The organism is Janthinobacterium sp. SUN026 (assembly GCF_030397625.1).
Lineage (GTDB): Bacteria > Pseudomonadota > Gammaproteobacteria > Burkholderiales > Burkholderiaceae_D > Janthinobacterium > Janthinobacterium kumbetense.
Genome location: NZ_JAPQNU010000005.1, coordinates 294,613 through 312,846, shown reverse-complemented (window position 1 = coordinate 312,846; position 18,234 = coordinate 294,613). Strand labels below are relative to the sequence as shown.

Below are 18,234 nucleotides of genomic sequence, written 5' to 3'. Positions count from 1 at the left end.
AGAAATCTGTCCTGAATGCACTATTTGCATCCTGACCCGGTACTGCAGCAATATTACAGAAACAAAAAAAGCCTGACTTGTCAGGCCCATTCAGCACTGCACTCTTACTTTACAACTAAATCCTGGCGTCCCCAAGGGGATTCGAACCCCTGTACTCACCGTGAAAGGGTGATGTCCTAGGCCTCTAGACGATGGGGACCTGTGCTGGCTTTACTCTCAGCGGACTCTTCGTTGAAGGCTTTGCTTAGCCCCTCAAAAAAGCGTGCGCGAAGTTTAACACGAAGCGATTCACGAAATCAACTGCTGGCCTTCTTTTTTCCACCTTATTTGTATCATCGCTCCCTATGGAGACAGGATGATGACAGGAAGATATGGAAGCGGCAGCACGCCAGGCACGCAGGGAAAACCGCGCTAACCATCTGGCGCGGCAAAAGTATTCCTTAGCGCAAGATATCGTCCGCATTGGCGATGCGCACGTCATGCATCTGGTTCAGATACGCCTCCAGGTAGCCCTTGTGGGATGCGCCGACGATGACCAGCACGCGCATGCCCGGGCGCGCCGCCATGATTTCGCGGATATTCGACGCCATGCGCAAGTTGCGCACCTCCCAGGATGCCACGTAGTTGCGGCCATAACGCGGCGGCGACGGCTCTTCCAGCGCCGCGCCAAAATCGCCGTGGAAGGCCAGGTCCGCTTCTACGCGTCCGTTATACGCGCGGTAGATCGCCAGCACACCGGCGGGCGTATTCCATTGCTCCTCAAACCCGGCATGGATGCGCTTGCGCTCGGCCGAAAAGGAATTATTCCAGGCCGCCCTGATCGCCTTGGCATACGCCTTCTCATCGTCGACAGGCATATCGGACGTATGGTCATCCATGCCATGCACCCGCTCGTGCCCGCCCTTCGCCGCCAGCACGGCAGCAATCTGATAGCTCTCGTTGCGCTGCCCCAGCAGGGAATTGAGGTTCGCGGCCAAGGGCTCGCTCACGCCATCACCGGCGCGCCGCTCATCCGCGGGCAGGCGCAGCCATTGCACCAGCGCCGATGCACGCTCGCCACCGGCCAGGAACAGGGAAGCCAATGTACGCCGCTGGGCGGGGGACGGCGCCGCCGGCCAGGCGGCCAGCAAACGCTCGGCCTGCGCCGTGGCCGCCACCACATCGAGCCCCGTGGCGGCCCGCGCGGCGGAAGTGTCATAGCAATACGCTTTCACCGTATCGTCATAGCGCTGCGGATAGGCGCGCAAGTAAGCACATTGCAAGCCGGAAAGCGCCTCGATCGCGATCGCATCCGGCCGCCAGCCCGCCAGGCGCTCGTTGAGCAAGCTCAATTGAGACGGATCAAACGATGTTGGCAATTGCGCCAAATGGGGCGAACCGAGCACCAGCACGTCATTGAACGGCCCCTTTTGCAACTTCAGCGCACTAGGATCGAATTTCGCCGCAGGCGGCGCCTCCGCGTGCGCGGGAACGTGCATAACGGCAGCAAGAAAAAAACTGGCAAATACGCGGTGCATCCTGTCTCCTCAGTGTAATGGTCCATTTTTTATCCGCGGGCATGATGAAATCAAGCCGCCTGCCAAATGTAACCACTCCGCAAATCACTGTCAGTTATATCCATGCAACCAATAGGCACAAAAAAAGCCGCTCAAGGCGACTTTGATGTATTTCAATTTCCACCCCATTGGCAAACGCAAGCGGGATCAAACACTCGCCTCTTGCCTGCCATATAAACACCCCAACAGTTAAACCATACTTCCCTGAAAGGCATAACAACAAATGCTTCGGAAATAAAAAAAGCCGCCCAAGGCGACTTTGATTTATTCACTTCCATTTACCACTTGTTTCTGCGCTGTTGGTGGAGGTAAGCGGGATCGAACCGCTGACCTCTTGCATGCCATGCAAGCGCTCTCCCAGCTGAGCTATACCCCCCGGGCGCAGAAACACTGCTACTTCTTTACAACTACAACACCAGACTGAACTGGCGTCCCCAAGGGGATTCGAACCCCTGTACTCACCGTGAAAGGGTGATGTCCTAGGCCTCTAGACGATGGGGACCTCGGCACTACAGTTTTACCACCTTACTTCTGCGCTGTTGGTGGAGGTAAGCGGGATCGAACCGCTGACCTCTTGCATGCCATGCAAGCGCTCTCCCAGCTGAGCTATACCCCCCGGGCGCAGAAATAATAAAAGCCGCACTTGGCGACTTTGTTCCACTACTTGCTTTCCATCCAGATTCCGCTTTTTACGGGCCTGAACTTACAACAATCAGTACAAACAACTGCCACTACTATACCACAACTACCTGGCGTCCCCAAGGGGATTCGAACCCCTGCACTCACCGTGAAAGGGTGATGTCCTAGGCCTCTAGACGATGGGGACCGCGGAACTTCCAAACAACATCTGCACCACTTCAACGACTAACAAAACCCGACTGCGATTTTGCTGCTGGTGGAGGTAAGCGGGATCGAACCGCTGACCTCTTGCATGCCATGCAAGCGCTCTCCCAGCTGAGCTATACCCCCGTTGGTGCAGAAACAAGAGTATAGCAAAGAAGTTTCACTCTGCAAATACCCTTTTTCGTCTATGAGCAACTTTTCATAGGGGCGGTTTCTGCGCCGCATTTACACGCTCAATTCGGCGCGACGATTACAGCCACTTTGCCAGGCGCGCCAGCACGGTCTCGCGGCCGAACATCACCACCACCTGGTCGATGGCAGGCGTCTGCAGCTGGCCCGTCAAGATCAAACGCAAAGGCATGGCCAGCAGCGGCATCTTGATGGTGTTCGCGGCCAGCACTTCCTTGATCATGGCGGCGACGGCTTCCTTGCTCCACTCCACCGTGGCGATACGCTCGGCAAACTGCGCCAGCACGGGCTTGATGGCATCCGTGATGTGCTGCGTGACCAGCGCGGCATCGGGCTGCGGTTCGCGGAAGAACAGCATCGAGGCGGCAGCCAGCTCATTGACGGTGTTGGCGCGCTCTTTCATCATGCCCAGCACTTGCGCCAGGTCCGGCGCGCCTTCGAAGACGGCGCCGGCGGCGACCATTTGCGGACGCGCCAGGTCGGCCAGGCGGGTATTGTCGGCCTGCTTGATATAGTGGTTGTTCAGCCAGGCCAGTTTTTCATTATTGAACTGGGCCGCCGATTTCGACAGGTGGTTCAGGTTGAACCACTCGCAGAACTGCTCGGTCGAGAACACTTCATCGTCGCCATGGCTCCAGCCCAGGCGCGCCAGGTAGTTCAGCATCGCTTCCGGCAGGAAGCCCTGCGCCGGGTAATCCATCACGCTGACGGCGCCATGGCGCTTCGACAGCTTTTCACCGTCCGCGCCCAGGATCATCGGCAGGTGGCCATACAGCGGCAGCGGTGCGCCGATGGCGCGCAGGATGTTGATCTGGCGCGGGGTGTTGTTGACATGGTCGTCGCCGCGGATCACGTGCGTGATCTGCATGTCCCAGTCATCGACGGCCACGCAGAAGTTGTATGTCGGCGTGCCGTCCGGGCGGGCGATCACCAGGTCGTCCAGCTCGCGGTTGGAAATCGTGATCGTGCCCTTGACCACGTCGTCCCATGTCACGTCGCCGTCGAGCGGGTTCTTGAAACGCACGACGGGCTTGCGGTCGGCCGGTACGGCCGGCAGGGTCTTGCCCGGCTCCGGACGCCAGGTGCCGTCGTAGCGCGGCTTTTCACCGGCGGCGCGCATGCGCTCGCGCATCGCTTCGACTTCTTCCGGCGACGAGTAGCAGTGATATGCCGTGCCCTCAAGCAGCATCTGCGCCACCACTTCGCGGTAGCGATCCATGCGCTGCATCTGGTAGAACGGGCCTTCGTCGTGGTCCAGGCCCAGCCACTTCATGCCTTCGATGATGGCTTGCACGGCTTCCGGCGTGGAGCGCTCCACGTCCGTGTCTTCGATGCGCAGCACGAAGGTGCCGCCGAAGTGGCGGGCATACGCCCAGCTGTACAAAGCGGTGCGGGCGCCGCCCAGGTGCAGATAGCCGGTCGGGCTGGGAGCGAAACGGGTACGGACAGGAGTAGCGGTTGTGGTCATCGAAGTAGTCAGGCTTGAATAAGTAAAACGCCATTTTACTCTGTTGACCGCCGCTGCTCCACAAGCACCGTCACAGCTGCAGCAAGCGCCTTTTCACCTCCGCCGCCTGCGCATGCAGCGCCTGCTCGAACAGGGCGACGAGTTGCGACAGGGGCCGGTGCAAAGGTTTCACGAGATTCACCGTGAACGGCAAGGAAACGCCGAAGCGGCGGATCTGCAAGCCCTGCCCCGCATAGTCGAGGGCCGTGAGCGGATTGACGATGGCCAGCCCCACGCCTTCGCGCACCATCGCGCACACGGAGGCGGCGCTGTGCGTGTCGAGCGCCATGCGCCGCTCCACGCCCGCCTGCGCAAAGATGGCGTCGATCTGCTGGCGGTAGGGGTCGACGGCGGCCAGGCTGATGAAAGGCTGGCCCGCGAAGTCCGCCGGCTGCAGCACGGCCTTGCCGGCGAGCGCATGGCCGTCGGGCAGCACGCACACTTCATCGACGGACATCAATGTGTCAAGCGCGGTGCCCGGCGGCGCATTGCCCACTTCCGTCAGGCCGATATCGTGGCGCTGCGCCGACAGCCACTCTTCCAGCAGCGGCGACTCCTGCGGCGTGATGCTGATGCTCACCTTGGGAAAATCGGCGACGAAACGCTTGCACGCCTGCGGCAGCAGCGACTGGGAAAACACGGGCAGGCAGGCGATCGACAGCTGCCCCTGGTCGAACTGGCGCAAGGCCGCCGCCGTGCTGATGATGCGCTCCAGGCCGAAATACGCGCGCTGCACTTCCTCGAACAGCTGCAGCGCCTGGGCCGTGGGGCGCAACCTCCCCCGCTCGCGCTCGAACAGGGTCAGGCCCGTCAAATGCTCGAGGCGCGCCAGCTCGCGGCTGACGGTGGGCTGCGACGTATGCAGCATGGCGGCGGCGGCCGTCACGCTGCCCGTCGTCATGATGGCGCGGAAGACCTCGATATGGCGCAGGGAGATAGTCATACCCATATCATAAATGAATAAGGTAGCCTCAAATAGATATTTTATAGTCGAAGCACAATCGGCCATCATGCGCTATCTCCTCATTCCACCGAAAGCACACGATGAAGCCCGTCACCGACCAGACCCTCGCCCAACTCGCCCAGGAACACGGCACGCCCCTGTGGGTGTATGACGCGGCCACCATCCGCGCGCGCATCGCGCAGCTGGCGCAGTTCGACACGGTGCGCTTCGCGCAAAAGGCCAATTCGAACATCCACCTGCTCACCCTGATGCGCGAAGCGGGCGTGCACGTGGACGCCGTCTCGCTGGGCGAGATCGAGCGCGCGCTGCAAGCAGGCTTTGCGCCGGCGCAAACGAATGGCGCCGCCGGCGTGGTCTTCACCTGCGACCTGTTCGACCGCGCCACCCTGGCGCGCGTGGCGGCGGCAAAGATCGAAGTCAATTGCGGCTCCGTCGACATGCTGCGCCAGCTGGGCCCCCTGTCGCCCGGCCACCGCGTCTGGCTGCGCATCAATCCCGGCTATGGCCATGGCCACAGCAACAAGACCAATACGGGCGGCGAAAACAGCAAGCATGGCATCTGGCACGAAGAGCTGCCGGAGGCGCTGGCCGTCATCCGCGCACATGGCTTGCACCTGGTGGGCCTGCACATGCACATCGGCTCGGGCGTCGACTACAGCCACCTGGAAACCGTCTGCGGCACCATGGTCGACCTGGTGAAAAACATGGGCCACGACATCGAAGCCATTTCCACGGGCGGCGGCCTGTCCGTGCCCTACCGCGAAGGCGAGCAGCCCGTCGACACGGACCACTACTTCCAGCTGTGGGATGCGGCGCGCAAGCAGATCGAGGCGCACCTGGGCCATCGCGTGCACCTGGAAATCGAACCGGGCCGCTTCCTCGTGGCCGACGCGGGCTTGCTGGTGGCCGAAGTGCGCGCCACCAAGCAAATGGGCGGCAACCACTTCACCTTGCTCGATACGGGTTTCAATGAACTGATGCGCCCTGCCATGTACGGCAGCTACCATGAAATGTCGGTCATTGCGCATGACGGCCGCGCGCTGGACGCGCAGCGTGCCACCGTGGTCGGCGGCCCCCTGTGCGAATCGGGCGACGTGTTTACCCAGCGCGATGGCGGCGTGGTGGAAACCCGTTTGTTGCCGGCAGCGCAGGTGGGCGACTATGTCGTCTTCGAAGGCGCGGGCGCGTATGGCGCGTCGATGTCGTCGAACTACAACAGCCGCCCCCATGCGGCGGAATACCTGGTCGATGGCGCGCAATCCCGCCTGATCCGCCGCCGCCAGACGGTGGCCGAGCTGATCGCGCTGGAACAACTCTAAAACCGCGCCGCGTGCGGGCATGCGCATCTGCTAACATCGGGGCAACTCGATGAAAGCCCGCCATGCCCGCCCAAGCACTTCCCTTCCGCAGCGCCACCCGGCTGCTGCTGCCACTGCTGCTGTCCGCCGTCCTCGCCGGCTGCGTCTCGCTGCCTTCGCTGGAAGGCCGCGTGGCATCCAGCGTCATCGCCGACACAAAGCACACCCAACTGGCCACGGCCATTGCGCCCATGGTGGCGCAGCATCCCGGCGTGTCCGGCATTTACCCGCTCGCCGATGGGCGCGACGCTTTTGCCGCGCGCGCCCTGCTGGCCGCCGCCGCCCAGCGCAGCCTGGACGTGCAGTACTACATCTGGCACAAGGACATCACGGGCACCCTGCTGTTCGACGCCCTGCGCCAAGCGGCCGAGCGGGGCGTGCGCGTGCGCCTGCTGCTCGACGATAACAACACAGCGGGCCTGGACCAGACCCTGGCGATGCTGGGCAAACAGCACAACCTGGAAATCCGCCTGTTCAATCCCTTCGTGCCCCGCGCGCCGCGCGCGCTGGCCTTTGCCACCGATTTTTCCCGCCTCAACCGGCGCATGCACAACAAATCGTTTACGGCCGATAACCAGGCCACCATCGTCGGCGGGCGCAATGTGGGCGACGAATATTTTGGCGCGGCCGGCGACGTGCTGTTTGCCGACCTGGACGTGTTGGCCGTCGGCCCCGTCGTCGACGACGTTTCGCGCGATTTCGACCGCTACTGGAACAGCGCCTCGGCCTACCCGGCCAGCCTGCTGCTGACCAGCCCTGTCAACGGCGACGCGGCCACCATCGCCGCCGAAGCGGACCGCATCGACGACACCAAGGCGGCCGAGGAATACGTGCAGGCGCTGCGCACCTCGCCCTTCGTCAGACAAATGATGGAGCGCACCCTGCCCTTCGAATGGGCCAGGACGCGCATGGTCAGCGACGACCCGGCCAAAGTGCTGGACAAGGCCAGGCCAGGCACGGGCGTGGCGGACAACCTGAAAAACCTGCTGGGCGTGCCGGAAAAGGAAGTGGACCTGGTGTCGCCATATTTCGTGCCCGGCAAAGCCGGCACCCAGGCCTTCGCCGACCTGACAAGAAAAGGCGTGGGCGTGCGCATCCTGACGAATGCGCTGGAAGCGACCGACGTGGCGGCCGTGCATGCCGGCTATGCGAAGTGGAGAAAACCGCTGCTGGAAGCGGGTGTGCTGCTGTACGAGTCGCGCCGCTCGTGGGAAGCCGGCGATGCGCGCGCACAGCCGGGCCGCTTCGGCAGCTCCGCATCGAGCCTGCATGCGAAGACCTTTGCCGTCGACGACCGGCGCATCTTTGTCGGCTCGTTCAACTTCGACCCGCGCTCGATCGAATTGAACACGGAAATGGGCCTCGTCATCGACAGCCCCGCGCTGGCCAGCCAGCTGGGGCAAGCCATGCGCACCACCATCCCGCAGCGCGCCTACCAGGTACTGCTGGGCGACGACGGCGCGCTGTACTGGATCGCCCGCGACGCCAGCGGCGCCACCACGCGCTACGACACGGAGCCGGGCACCAGCGTGTGGAAGCGCATCGGGGTGGCGATACTGTCGGTGCTGCCGATTGATTGGCTACTGTAAAGCACGCAGCCTATGTCATTTCCCGCGAAATGGCCGACAATATTTAAGGTCGGGGTATGGTTTCTCACCATCAAAAAATATCATTCTCAAACCAATAACCGTATCTGAGTAGTGACAATAAAAATTGGGATAATCCGGTACTGGCAACAGAGGTGGCGCCGGTGTGGTCTCAAGCCGGAACATCGTGCTCTGTAATCGGACAACCTCGGACAAGCGCACGGTCTTGCGCGTACTTTCATTCGGGAGATCAGCATCCCGTAAAACCGTGCGCGGTTGACCAAAATCTGACTGACCTACCACGCTGGAGCTGAGGTAAAACAGTTTCATCGGTTTACGCAAAATAGCATTAAACTGATCGCTGTCCTCAAAGTTCAATATATCAAGCGGGGCGAAATCGGCCTGCAGATCCTTTCGGCAGTCTGATTCATACTCCGCAAATACCCATATATTATCGGCATCAAAGACAATAAGGCGTGGTACAGGCTCATCCGTGCTACATAATGCGTTTGGCCGCAAATCGATTGCAACAACACCAGCGTCGTTTCCTTCCAGTGATCGGCGCTCGTCACCGCCAAACCCAGGCCGAAGCAAATATATTTTGCGTGATTCTTCTTTAACAAGACTAACTGCACGATACGTCGTGTTGGCATAGGCCGAAAGCATTGGTTGAAACTGCAACTTGCCGGGATGCCACACGCTCACTCTGTAGCGACCTATCTCATGCCAATCCGGCTTCTGCGGTCGCTCCATCACCCAAAAACCCGGCGGGTCACATTTTGGCGGCACTTCACTATGCTCACATTTGTTATAGGCATGCAGATCAAGCCCGTTGCTCAGACTTAGCCACGGCTTGTCGGCCTTCAAGGGAACGGCATAATAATAGTCATATGAGGCATGATCGAAGTGTGGCACGACGCACCCCGGCAGCAAAATCCACATCAATGCCATACAACAACATTTGAATAGTGAACTGTTCATTGACGTCCTCATCGTGAAATAAAGAAATTTCACTATCCGTCAAGAACTTTGCGTGCCTATTGATATTTATCGACTTACAACTCTTAAATCAATAAAAAAACAGGCTTCCGTGAAAACGCAAGCCTGGCCTTTACATCAACGATACACCTCTATGCCTGAACTACCGCACCACCTCCATCAACACCCGCCCTTCCGACGCCGACGGCTGGCGTATGCGCAGCAGGTGCGCCAGGGTCGGGGCGATATCGACCACTTCCGCATACTGGCCATAGGCGCCCGGCTTGATCCAGCGGGGGCCGAAGACCATCAGCGGCACATTGGTGTCATAGGTATAAGGCGTGCCGTGCGAAGTGCCGCCCGCGCCCTTGCCGAAGTACCAGGCCGGCTTTGTCACGACCATCAGGTCGCCCGACAGCTGGCGATTCCAGGCGCGGCGCATCAGGGTGTCCATGCGCGTGGAAACGGCACCCGCTTCCATCTGCGTGCGCGTATAGACTTGCGCCAGACCGTCCTGCTGCAGCAGGAAGCGGGCCGCCGCGTCTTCCAGGGCGGCGCGATTGACGCCGCCCTTCTCCGCCAGCGCGTAATCGAGGTAGATATTCGGCAGCGACGACGTCGTCACCAGTTTATCGATACCCAGGTTAGTCGCCAGGTGCTGGTTCAAGGCATCGACCAGTTTGGCGCCGTCGATGCGTTTGGCCGAGAAACCCCGCGTTTCGGCAAATTCCGGCACGTTGGCAAAACCATGGTCAGCCGTCAGCACCACCAGCACGTTGTCCATGCCGACTTTTTTATCGAGGTCGGCAAAGAAGCCGGCCAGCATGCGGTCCAGGCGCTGCAGGTGGTCGTGCGACATCTTGCTTTCCGGGCCGTAGGCGTGATTCACGTAATCGTGCGCGGACAGGCTCACGCCCAGGATATCGGGCACGCCGGCCGGGTTGTGGCCCAGGTTTTCGCCATCGATGGCGGCGCGGGCGAATTCCAAGGTCAGTTCATCGAGGAAGGGACCGGCCTTCAGGCGGCTGTAGTACTCGCCATCGAGCTTGCCGCTGTCGCTGTAATAGGCAAACGGGAAGGTGTTGCGCGTGCCCGGCTTGGCCGGCACCAGATCATCGCGGGCATCGCGCGCATAGGCGGAATCGGCCAGCAGCGGCGTCCAGCTCTTGCCATAATAACGGTCTTGCGGCTTGGCGGCCTGGTAGCGCTGCACCCATTGCGGATGCTGCTGCATATAATAGGTGCTGCTGGCAAAATTGCCCGTCTTTTCCATGTACATATACGCCGTGCCCGTTTTCCCGGCCAGCAGGATGGCGCCCCGATCCTTGCCCGACACGGTGACGACCTTGGCCTTGTCGCCCGTGGAATAGCGCAACTCGTCGCCCAGAGTGCTCACGCGAAGCTTGGTCGGCGCCGTGCCGTCGTCGGGCTGCGTGTCTTCGCCGATGTAATGGAAATTGCCATCTTCGGTGCAGTACACGGATTTTTTCGTGACGGGATCGATCCAGTTATTCCCGATCACACCATGCTGATAAGGGTAAGCGCCCGACAGCACGGCCGAGTGGCCGATGGCCGTGACCGTGATGCCATGCGCCTGGTGCGCGTCGCTGAACCACGCGCCCTGCTCCAGCAGGCGGCGGAAGCCGCCTTGGCCGAACTGGTCGCGGTAGCGCGTCACCTGCTCTTGCGGCAAGCCGTCCACTACCAGCACCACCACCAGCTTCGGCTGCGCCGCACCGGCAGCAACAGCAGGAACGGCCTTGGCCGCATGCGCCTGGCTCGCCGCCACGCCAGCCGCCAACAGCAGCGCCTGCGCCAGTTGCCGGGAAAGGGAGAAATGTTTCGTCATATCCGCTCATCAAAAGTTAGGCCACCGGCCAGCATACGCCGACTATATGACACAATAATGACAAGAGGCAACAATATGAAAAAGGCCAGGCTCCATCGCTGGAACCCGGCCTTTACTGAAACAGATGAATTTGCCTGACTTATTTACCTGGCTTACTTGCCTGGCTTACTTGACCGTCACCTTGATGCTTTTGCTCAACTCCGGCCCATACGACTGGTGCGCGCCGTTGGCGAACTGCATCGTCAGGGTGTACTGGCCCGGCGGCAAGGTGACGTCCGTTTCCGTCTGTCCTTTGCCGAAGTGCAAATGTTTATCGTCCATGGGTATCATTTCGCCCGCCTTCATCGGCCCCATATTGATGAGCAAATGATGGTGGCCCGTCTTGGCCGTCATGTCGCCGGCCGGCTTGACGTCCATGCCGCTGACGGCAAATTTCACTTTGAACGGGCTGCTCACTGTCGCGCCATCGACGGGCTCGACGAACGAAACGGATTGCGCAAACGCGCTGGCGGCCAGCAGGCTGCCCGCGATCACGGCTGCGGCTTGGCGCAGGAATACGGTGGTCAATTGCATGATGTCTCCTCTTGTTTAATAACAACACGGACTGCATGAAACCATATTCCTGCTGACAATGGCGCGTGGCAGCGCCAAGCCCAACGTTTAATCGTTCTTGATGACGATCGACGGGAACTTGCTGGTCATATCCTTTGCCTTTTCCGCCACCTTGATCGCGATGGTGCGGGCGATCTGCTTGTAGATGACGGCGACGGGGCCTTCCGGCTCGGCCACGACGGTCGGCGTGCCGGAATCCGTCTGCTGGCGGATCGCCATGGTCAGCGGCAAGGCGCCGAGGAATTCCACTCCGAAGTCCGCGCACATCTTCGCGCCGCCGCCGGCGCCGAAGATTTCTTCCGCATGGCCGCAGTTCGAGCAGATGTGCGTGCTCATGTTTTCCACCACGCCGAGGATAGGAATGCCGACTTTCTCGAACATTTTCAAGCCCTTGCGCGCGTCCAGCAGCGCGATGTCCTGCGGCGTCGTGACGATCACGGCGCCCGTGACGGGCACTTTTTGCGACAGGGTCAATTGAATGTCGCCCGTGCCCGGCGGCATGTCGACGATCAGGTAATCGAGGTCGCGCCAGTTGGTCTGGTCCAGCAATTGCTGCAAGGCTTGCGTGACCATCGGGCCGCGCCACACCATCGGCTCGTCCGGATCGATCATGAAGCCGATCGACGACACTTGCAGGCCGTGATTTTCCATCGGTTCCATGCTCTTGCCGTCGAGGGTCTTCGGCTGGCCGCTGATGCCCAGCATCATCGGCTGCGACGGGCCATAGATATCGGCGTCCAGCATGCCGACGGTGGCGCCTTCGGCCGCCAGGGCCAGGGCCAGGTTGACCGCCGTGGTCGATTTGCCAACGCCGCCCTTGCCGGAAGCGACGGCGATGATGTTTTTCACGTTGCTCATCGGCTTCAAGCCGCGCTGCACCGTGTGCGAAATGATTTTCGACGACACGCCCACGCTGACGTTGCCCACGCCCGGCAGCACGCGCAGCGCGGCCAGCACGGATTTGCGGATCAGGTCGATCTGGCTTTTGGCGGGATAGCCCAGTTCGATGTCGAGCGAAATATCATCGCCATCAACCTTCAGATTCTTGACGGTTTTGCTGGAAACGAAATCTTTATGTGTATTTGGATCAATAACCTGGGCCAGCGCGGCCTTGACGTCTTCTACTGTGATGCTCATGTAAATCTCCGTGTGTACTACATATGTGCAATACGCGCAGTCTAGCGCAAATTTGCATGGCGCGATGGCGGCAAAAGCATCACTTGCCAGCGCTGCATCTGCTCATATTGCCTTTCCGCTGTTAAAATGACCTATTATCCATCCCAAAAGTGCATCAATCATGACTCGCAAGCTGTTCGTCACCACTGCCCTGCCTTACGCAAACGCCGCTTTTCACATTGGCCATATCATGGAATACATCCAGGCCGATATCTGGGTCCGGTTCCAGCGAATGCAACGCGATGGCGCAGCCGGCCGTGAAGTGCACTTTGTGGGCGCCGACGATACGCATGGCACGCCCATCATGATCGCCGCCGAAAAGGAAGGCATTACCCCACAGCAATTCGTCGCCAACATCGCGGCCGGCCGCGCCCAGTACCTCGATGGCTTCCATATCGCCTTCGACAACTGGTATTCGACCGATTCGCCGGAAAACGTCGATCTGTCGCAATCGATCTACCGCAAGCTGCGCGATACGGGCCTGATCGTCACGAAAACCGTCGACCGCTTCTTCGATCCGGTCAAGGGCATGTTCCTGGCCGACCGCAACATCAAGGGCGAATGCCCGAAATGCGGCGCCAAGAACCAGTACGGCGACAATTGCGAAGTGTGCGGCGCGGCTTACCAGCCGACCGACCTGGTCAACCCGTTCTCCGTGTTCACCAACGCGACGCCCGTGATGAAGCCGTCGGAACAGTATTTCTTCAAGCTGTCCGACCCGCGCTGCTTCGAATTCCTCAAGGATTGGCTCAACACGCCAGGCCGCCTGCAGCCTGAAATGGTCAACAAGGTCAGCGAATGGCTGGGTGAAGCGGGCGAAAAGCTGGCCGACTGGGATATCTCGCGCGATGCGCCCTATTTCGGCATCCCGATTCCCGATGCGCCGGGCAAGTTCTTCTATGTGTGGATGGACGCGCCGGTCGGCTACCTGGCCAGCCTGAAAAACTATTGCGACAAGAAAGGCCTCGATTTCGACGCCCTGCTGAACGATCCTGCCACGGAACAAATCCACTTCATCGGCAAGGACATCGTTTCCTTCCATTTGCTGTTCTGGCCCGCCATGCTGAAATTTGCCGGCCACCCGGTGATCGACAAACTGAAAGTCAATGTGCACGGCTTCCTGACGGTCAACAACGAAAAGATGTCGAAGTCGCGCGGCACGGGCATCTCGCCGCTGCGCTACCTGGACCTGGGCATGAACCCGGAATGGCTGCGCTACTACATCGCCTTCAAGCTGAACTCGAAAGTGGAAGACCTGGACTTCAACGGCGACGACTTCGTGGCCCGCGTGAACAGCGACCTGATCGGCAAATACGTGAACATCGCCAGCCGCTGCGCCGGCTTCATCGCCAAGCGTTTCGACGGCAAGCTGGCATCGACGCTGTCGGAAGGCGCGCAAAGCTGGATCAACCGCGCGCTGACGGTGGACGCCAACGGCGTCATCGTCGAGCGCCAGGCCAGCATCGCCGCGCACTTCGAGAACCGCGAATTCGGCAAGGCCTTGCGCGAGATCATGGAAATCGCCGACATCACCAACCAGTACGTCGATGAAAACAAGCCGTGGATCCTCGCCAAGGATGCGGACAAGACAGCCGAACTGCACGACGTGTGCACGACGGCCCTGATCCTGTTCCGCCAGTTGACGATCCTGCTGTCGCCGGTCTTGCCGGGCGTGGCAAAGAACGTGGCCTCGTTCCTCAACGACGAGCAATTCACCTGGGCCGATACGCAAGTGTTCGGCGACGCCGTCTCGAACAGCATGCTGGGCCGTACCATCGGCGCCTACAGCCACTTGATGACGCGCATGGATGCAAAGATGATCGAAGCGCTGTTTGACGCACCGCAAGCTGCCGCCATCGCGGCGCCGGCTGGCGATGCCGCGAACGACGCCGCACCGGTCGCTGAAACACCGGCCTCCGCCATCGAGGAACTGGCGCCTGAGATCAAGATCGACGACTTCCTCAAGGTCGACCTGCGCATCGCGAAAATCGTCAACTGCGAACTGGTCGACGGCTCCGACAAGCTGCTGCGCCTGACCCTGGACGCGGGCGAAGGCCGCTTGCGCAATGTCTTCTCCGGCATCCGTTCGGCCTACCAGCCGGAAGAGCTGGTCGGCAAGCTGACGGTACTGGTGGCCAACCTGGCGCCGCGCAAGATGAAGTTCGGAATTTCCGAAGGCATGGTCATGGCCGCATCAAGCGCCGACGAGAAGGCCAATCCAGGCATCTACATCCTGAACCCTTGGCCAGGCGCCGAACCTGGCATGCGCATCCGCTAAGCCCGCACAAGGACCGATGATGAATATCGTGGTGCGCGAAGCAACGAATGCCGATGCACAACTGATGGCCGAGCTGACCCGCGCTGCGTGGGCCGGCAAGGTGGCGGCCTCGTCCAGTGGACACCACGAGACGGCGCAGCAGGTGGAAGAGCAATTGCGCCACGGCGGCGGTTTTCTGTTGCTGATCGACGACATTCCAGCCGGTTCGCTGCGCTGGATGCCGCTCGACAGCGATCCCGCCATCTGGAAGATTTCACGCATGGGCGTGCTGCCCGCCTACCGGGGCAGCCACGTTTCGCAACATTTGCTGGAAGCCATCATTCATCATGGCCTGTCGTGCCAGGCGGAGGAATTGCGCCTGGCCGTGCGGCGCGACCAGCGTAAGCTGATCGATTTTTATGCGGCCTTCGAATTCGACCTGGCCGAAGAACTGGAATATTCGCACGCCAACCCCGCCGAACCGGCGCCGATGGTGATGCGGCGTTTGTTGCGTTATTGATTTTTAGCAATTTCGCCCCGGACTTGCCGATACAACAACCCGCCAGGCGGCACGGCGCGGTAAAATACGGCCGGCTGACCTTACCTATAAGACACTCAGAAGAGAATATGAAACTGCCTGCAAAACACAACAACTACGTATCCGACCACACCTTGTTCATCGCTGAACTGAAGGCCAAGAATCCTGGCATGGAAGCGGGCCAGCAAGCGGGCCGCGCCCTGCTGTGGGACAAGCCGGCCGTCAGCATCGATGAGCAAGAGCGCCAGCTGGCGTCGGCCGTCAAGCAACAGGCTTACGTTTACCAGAACAAGAACTAAGATCTGGAACCGGCACGATGTTGCCTGAAGAGTCTGCAGTCACGCCGGAAGCCGACGCTTCCGGTGCCGGCGCAGTCATCGAGTCGCCCGAACCCGCCGCTGGCGGCGACGGCAGCGGCGACCCTGCAGCATCCGCCACGGCAGTAACGGACGCGGCGCCCGCCGCCGACCCGCTCGGCATCGCCCGCCTGTATGGCGAGCCGATGATGCGCATGCCGACGGATTTGTACATTCCGCCGGACGCGCTGGAAATCTTCCTCGAAGCCTTCGAAGGCCCGCTCGACTTGCTGCTCTACCTGATACGCAAGCAAAATTTCAACATTCTCGATATCCCGATGGCGCAGGTGACCCTGCAATATCTGAAATATGTCGACCAGATCCGCGTGCGCAACCTGGAACTGGCCGCCGAGTATTTGTTGATGGCGGCCATGTTGATCGAGATCAAGTCGCGCATGCTCTTGCCTTCGCGCAAGAGCGACGTCGAGGAAGATGGCGGCGATCCCCGTGCCGAACTGGTGCGCCGCCTGCTCGAATACGAGCAGATCAAGCTGGCCGCCTACGACCTGAACGCCATCCCGCAGTTCGAGCGCGATTTCGTGCGCACGCAGATTTTCATCGAGCAAAGCCTGACGCCCACCTGGCCCGACGTGGAACCGGTGGACTTGCAGCAGGCGTGGCTCGACGTGCTGAAACGCGCCAAACTGACCCAGCATCACCGCATCAGCCGCCAGGAACTGTCCGTGCGCGAGCACATGTCGAGCATCCTGCGCCACTTGCAATCGTCGCGCTTCGTCGAATTCAGCGAGTTGTTCGACATTGCCGGCGGCGTGCCCGTGGTGGTGGTCAACTTCGTGGCCCTGCTGGAACTGGCCAAGGAAACCCTGATCGAAATCACACAGGCAGAACCGTTTGCCCCCATCTACGTCCGGCTGGCCTATTCGCCCGCCTGACTCCTTCCCTTTGTCACTGACCACCGTACAACGGGGTTTTAGCGAAAGCAATCCATGAAAATTATTTCCGACATCGAAGAATTGCGCGACCAGCTCAGCGGACAGCTGCGCACGGCGTTCGTCCCCACCATGGGCAACCTGCACGAAGGCCATCTGTCGCTGATGCGCCTGGCGCGCAAGCATGGCGACCCCGTCGTCGCCTCGATCTTCGTGAACCGCCTGCAATTCGGCCCGAACGAAGACTTCGAGAAATATCCGCGCACCATGGCGGCCGACATCGCCAAGCTGGAAAAGGAAGGCGTGTACGTGCTGTTCGCGCCGACGGAAAAGGAACTGTACCCGGAGCCGCAGGAATACCGCGTGCGCCCGCCCGATGACCTGGGCAATACCCTGGAAGGCGAATTCCGTCCCGGCTTCTTCGAAGGCGTGTGCACGGTCGTCACCAAACTGTTTTCCTGCGTGGGTCCGAGAGTGGCCGTGTTCGGCAAGAAGGATTACCAGCAACTGATGATCATCCGCAACATGGCGCGCCAGTTCGCGCTGCCGACGGAAATCATCGCCGCCGAGACCTACCGCGCAGACGATGGCTTGGCCTTGTCCTCGCGCAATATGTACCTGTCGGAAAGCGAACGCGCGGAAGCGCCTGAACTGTACAAGGGCCTCAATTTCGTCGCCGAGGAAGTGCGCAAGGGTAACCTGGCCGTCGGCGAACTGGAACAGGCGGCCATGCAGCTGCTGGACGGCCGCGGCTGGAAATCGGACTACATCGCCGTGCGCAAGCGCGCCAACCTGCAGGCGCCGAACGCCGCCGAACTGGCCGCCGGCGAACCGCTGGTGGTGCTGGCCGCCGCCAAGCTGGGACAGACTCGCCTCATCGACAACCTGGAAATTTAAGCGCCATCTCCAAGCGTCACCTCGACGGGGCCATTCGGTCCCGTTTCTGTTTCTGTTTCTTTTCCTTACTTCTCCATCCCCACCAGCTTGAGTTCGGCAAACAGCGGCCTGTTGCTGCCGCGTGCCGCTTGCAACATGTCATAGCTGGCCGCATCGAGCACGATTTCTTCTCCCGCCCACAGCTTGCGCTGGTTCGCAGGCAGCCTCAGGCTGCGCAAGATGGCCCGTGCCTGGGCCGGATCGGCCGCCAACAGGCGGATGGCATGCGCATGGCGCTGCGTACCCGTGAGTATCGGCAAGCCGCCCTGCGGGCCATGCTGGCTCAGGCTGACATAGTCATGGCCGCCCACGCGATGCAAATAGGCATGCCGGCCATCGGCTTCGATTACCGGCTGCGCGGCAGGCTCCTGCATCTCGACCGACGCGACGGGCGCAACGGCGGTTTGCTCCAGGCTCACGCCGCAGGCCGTTAACAGGGCCGTGCCCAGGGCGAAAAATAATACGGGTGCTCGGCGCATCGTGCGCTCCTTCTTGTCGGGGTCGGGGACAAAGGGGAAATACTGCAGCGATCATGGGCCAAATTATTTGACGTGTAAAGTTAACTTTGGGAAATATTTCATTCCTTTGCGCAATTATCTGCAGGCCGCGCGATCATCTCTGTCCGTACCCCGCATGCCT

At 60.6% G+C, this 18,234-nt stretch carries 15 protein-coding genes and 6 tRNA genes; 7 read left to right on the top strand and 14 right to left on the bottom strand.

The genetic code is table 11. From position 1 onward, the window contains the following. Positions 1-123 precede the first annotated feature (123 nt). From OX459_RS22365 to OX459_RS22325, 9 genes are all read right to left on the bottom strand, one after another. Positions 124-199, bottom strand: a tRNA-Glu gene (locus OX459_RS22365). A 241-nt stretch (positions 200-440) separates the two neighbouring features. Then, entirely contained in the window at positions 441-1,517 is a 1,077-nt protein-coding gene (locus OX459_RS22360; RefSeq protein WP_289906595.1) for a DUF5694 domain-containing protein, read from the bottom strand. A 339-nt stretch (positions 1,518-1,856) separates the two neighbouring features. Then, positions 1,857-1,932, bottom strand: a tRNA-Ala gene (locus tag OX459_RS22355). 50 nt (positions 1,933-1,982) lie between these two features. Continuing rightward, a tRNA-Glu gene (locus OX459_RS22350) sits at positions 1,983-2,058 on the bottom strand. 38 nt (positions 2,059-2,096) lie between these two features. Beyond that, positions 2,097-2,172, bottom strand: a tRNA-Ala gene (locus OX459_RS22345). 134 nt (positions 2,173-2,306) lie between these two features. Continuing rightward, a tRNA-Glu gene (locus tag OX459_RS22340) sits at positions 2,307-2,382 on the bottom strand. A 67-nt stretch (positions 2,383-2,449) separates the two neighbouring features. Continuing rightward, positions 2,450-2,525 (bottom strand) — tRNA-Ala (locus OX459_RS22335). 124 nt (positions 2,526-2,649) lie between these two features. Continuing rightward, entirely contained in the window at positions 2,650-4,056 is a 1,407-nt protein-coding gene (gltX, locus tag OX459_RS22330; protein ID WP_289906593.1) for a glutamate--tRNA ligase, read from the bottom strand. 70 nt (positions 4,057-4,126) lie between these two features. Beyond that, positions 4,127-5,038 carry a LysR family transcriptional regulator gene (locus OX459_RS22325; RefSeq protein ID WP_251351870.1) on the bottom strand — a complete coding sequence of 304 codons (912 nt, stop codon included), beginning with the start codon at positions 5,036-5,038 and terminating at the stop codon, positions 4,127-4,129. Between the two features lie 101 nt (positions 5,039-5,139). Between OX459_RS22325 and lysA the strand changes: the two genes are divergently transcribed. Then, entirely contained in the window at positions 5,140-6,378 is a 1,239-nt protein-coding gene (lysA, locus tag OX459_RS22320; RefSeq protein ID WP_289906590.1) for a diaminopimelate decarboxylase, read from the top strand. Between the two features lie 62 nt (positions 6,379-6,440). After that, a complete protein-coding gene (locus tag OX459_RS22315) occupies positions 6,441-8,006 on the top strand; it encodes a phospholipase D family protein (protein WP_289906589.1) in 1,566 nt (521 codons plus the stop codon). 15 nt (positions 8,007-8,021) lie between these two features. On the opposite strand, the gene OX459_RS22310 is transcribed toward OX459_RS22315, so the two are convergent. The 4 genes from OX459_RS22310 to apbC form a co-directional block, all read right to left on the bottom strand. Next, complete coding sequence (locus OX459_RS22310; RefSeq protein ID WP_152257151.1) at positions 8,022-8,984, bottom strand: hypothetical protein; 963 nt, start codon at positions 8,982-8,984, stop codon at positions 8,022-8,024. Between the two features lie 160 nt (positions 8,985-9,144). After that, a complete protein-coding gene (locus OX459_RS22305; RefSeq protein WP_289906588.1) occupies positions 9,145-10,830 on the bottom strand; it encodes an alkaline phosphatase family protein in 1,686 nt (561 codons plus the stop codon). 165 nt (positions 10,831-10,995) lie between these two features. Next, a complete protein-coding gene (locus tag OX459_RS22300) occupies positions 10,996-11,403 on the bottom strand; it encodes a DUF4399 domain-containing protein (RefSeq protein WP_152257152.1) in 408 nt (135 codons plus the stop codon). Between the two features lie 87 nt (positions 11,404-11,490). Next, positions 11,491-12,579 (bottom strand): iron-sulfur cluster carrier protein ApbC, encoded by a 1,089-nt coding sequence (gene apbC / locus OX459_RS22295; RefSeq protein WP_034758315.1) that lies wholly within the window; start codon positions 12,577-12,579, stop codon positions 11,491-11,493. Between the two features lie 160 nt (positions 12,580-12,739). Here apbC and metG point away from each other — a divergent pair, with 160 nt between their 5' ends. The 5 genes from metG (at position 12,740) to panC (ending at position 17,556) form a co-directional block, all read left to right on the top strand. Continuing rightward, positions 12,740-14,896, top strand: a complete 2,157-nt coding sequence (metG, locus tag OX459_RS22290) for a methionine--tRNA ligase (RefSeq protein WP_289906587.1) — start codon at positions 12,740-12,742, stop codon at positions 14,894-14,896. 19 nt (positions 14,897-14,915) lie between these two features. Beyond that, entirely contained in the window at positions 14,916-15,395 is a 480-nt protein-coding gene (locus OX459_RS22285) for a GNAT family N-acetyltransferase (RefSeq protein WP_034778216.1), read from the top strand. A gap of 107 nt (positions 15,396-15,502) precedes the next feature. After that, complete coding sequence (locus OX459_RS22280) at positions 15,503-15,712, top strand: DUF3460 family protein (protein WP_034778041.1); 210 nt, start codon at positions 15,503-15,505, stop codon at positions 15,710-15,712. A gap of 17 nt (positions 15,713-15,729) precedes the next feature. Next, entirely contained in the window at positions 15,730-16,662 is a 933-nt protein-coding gene (locus OX459_RS22275) for a ScpA family protein (RefSeq protein WP_077402012.1), read from the top strand. Between the two features lie 54 nt (positions 16,663-16,716). Next, complete coding sequence (gene panC, locus OX459_RS22270) at positions 16,717-17,556, top strand: pantoate--beta-alanine ligase (protein ID WP_289906586.1); 840 nt, start codon at positions 16,717-16,719, stop codon at positions 17,554-17,556. Between the two features lie 65 nt (positions 17,557-17,621). On the opposite strand, the gene OX459_RS22265 is transcribed toward panC, so the two are convergent. After that, the gene (locus OX459_RS22265) at positions 17,622-18,074 is read right to left on the bottom strand and encodes a hypothetical protein (protein WP_289906585.1); all 453 of its coding nucleotides are present in this window, start codon (positions 18,072-18,074) and stop codon (positions 17,622-17,624) included. Positions 18,075-18,234 lie beyond the last annotated feature (160 nt).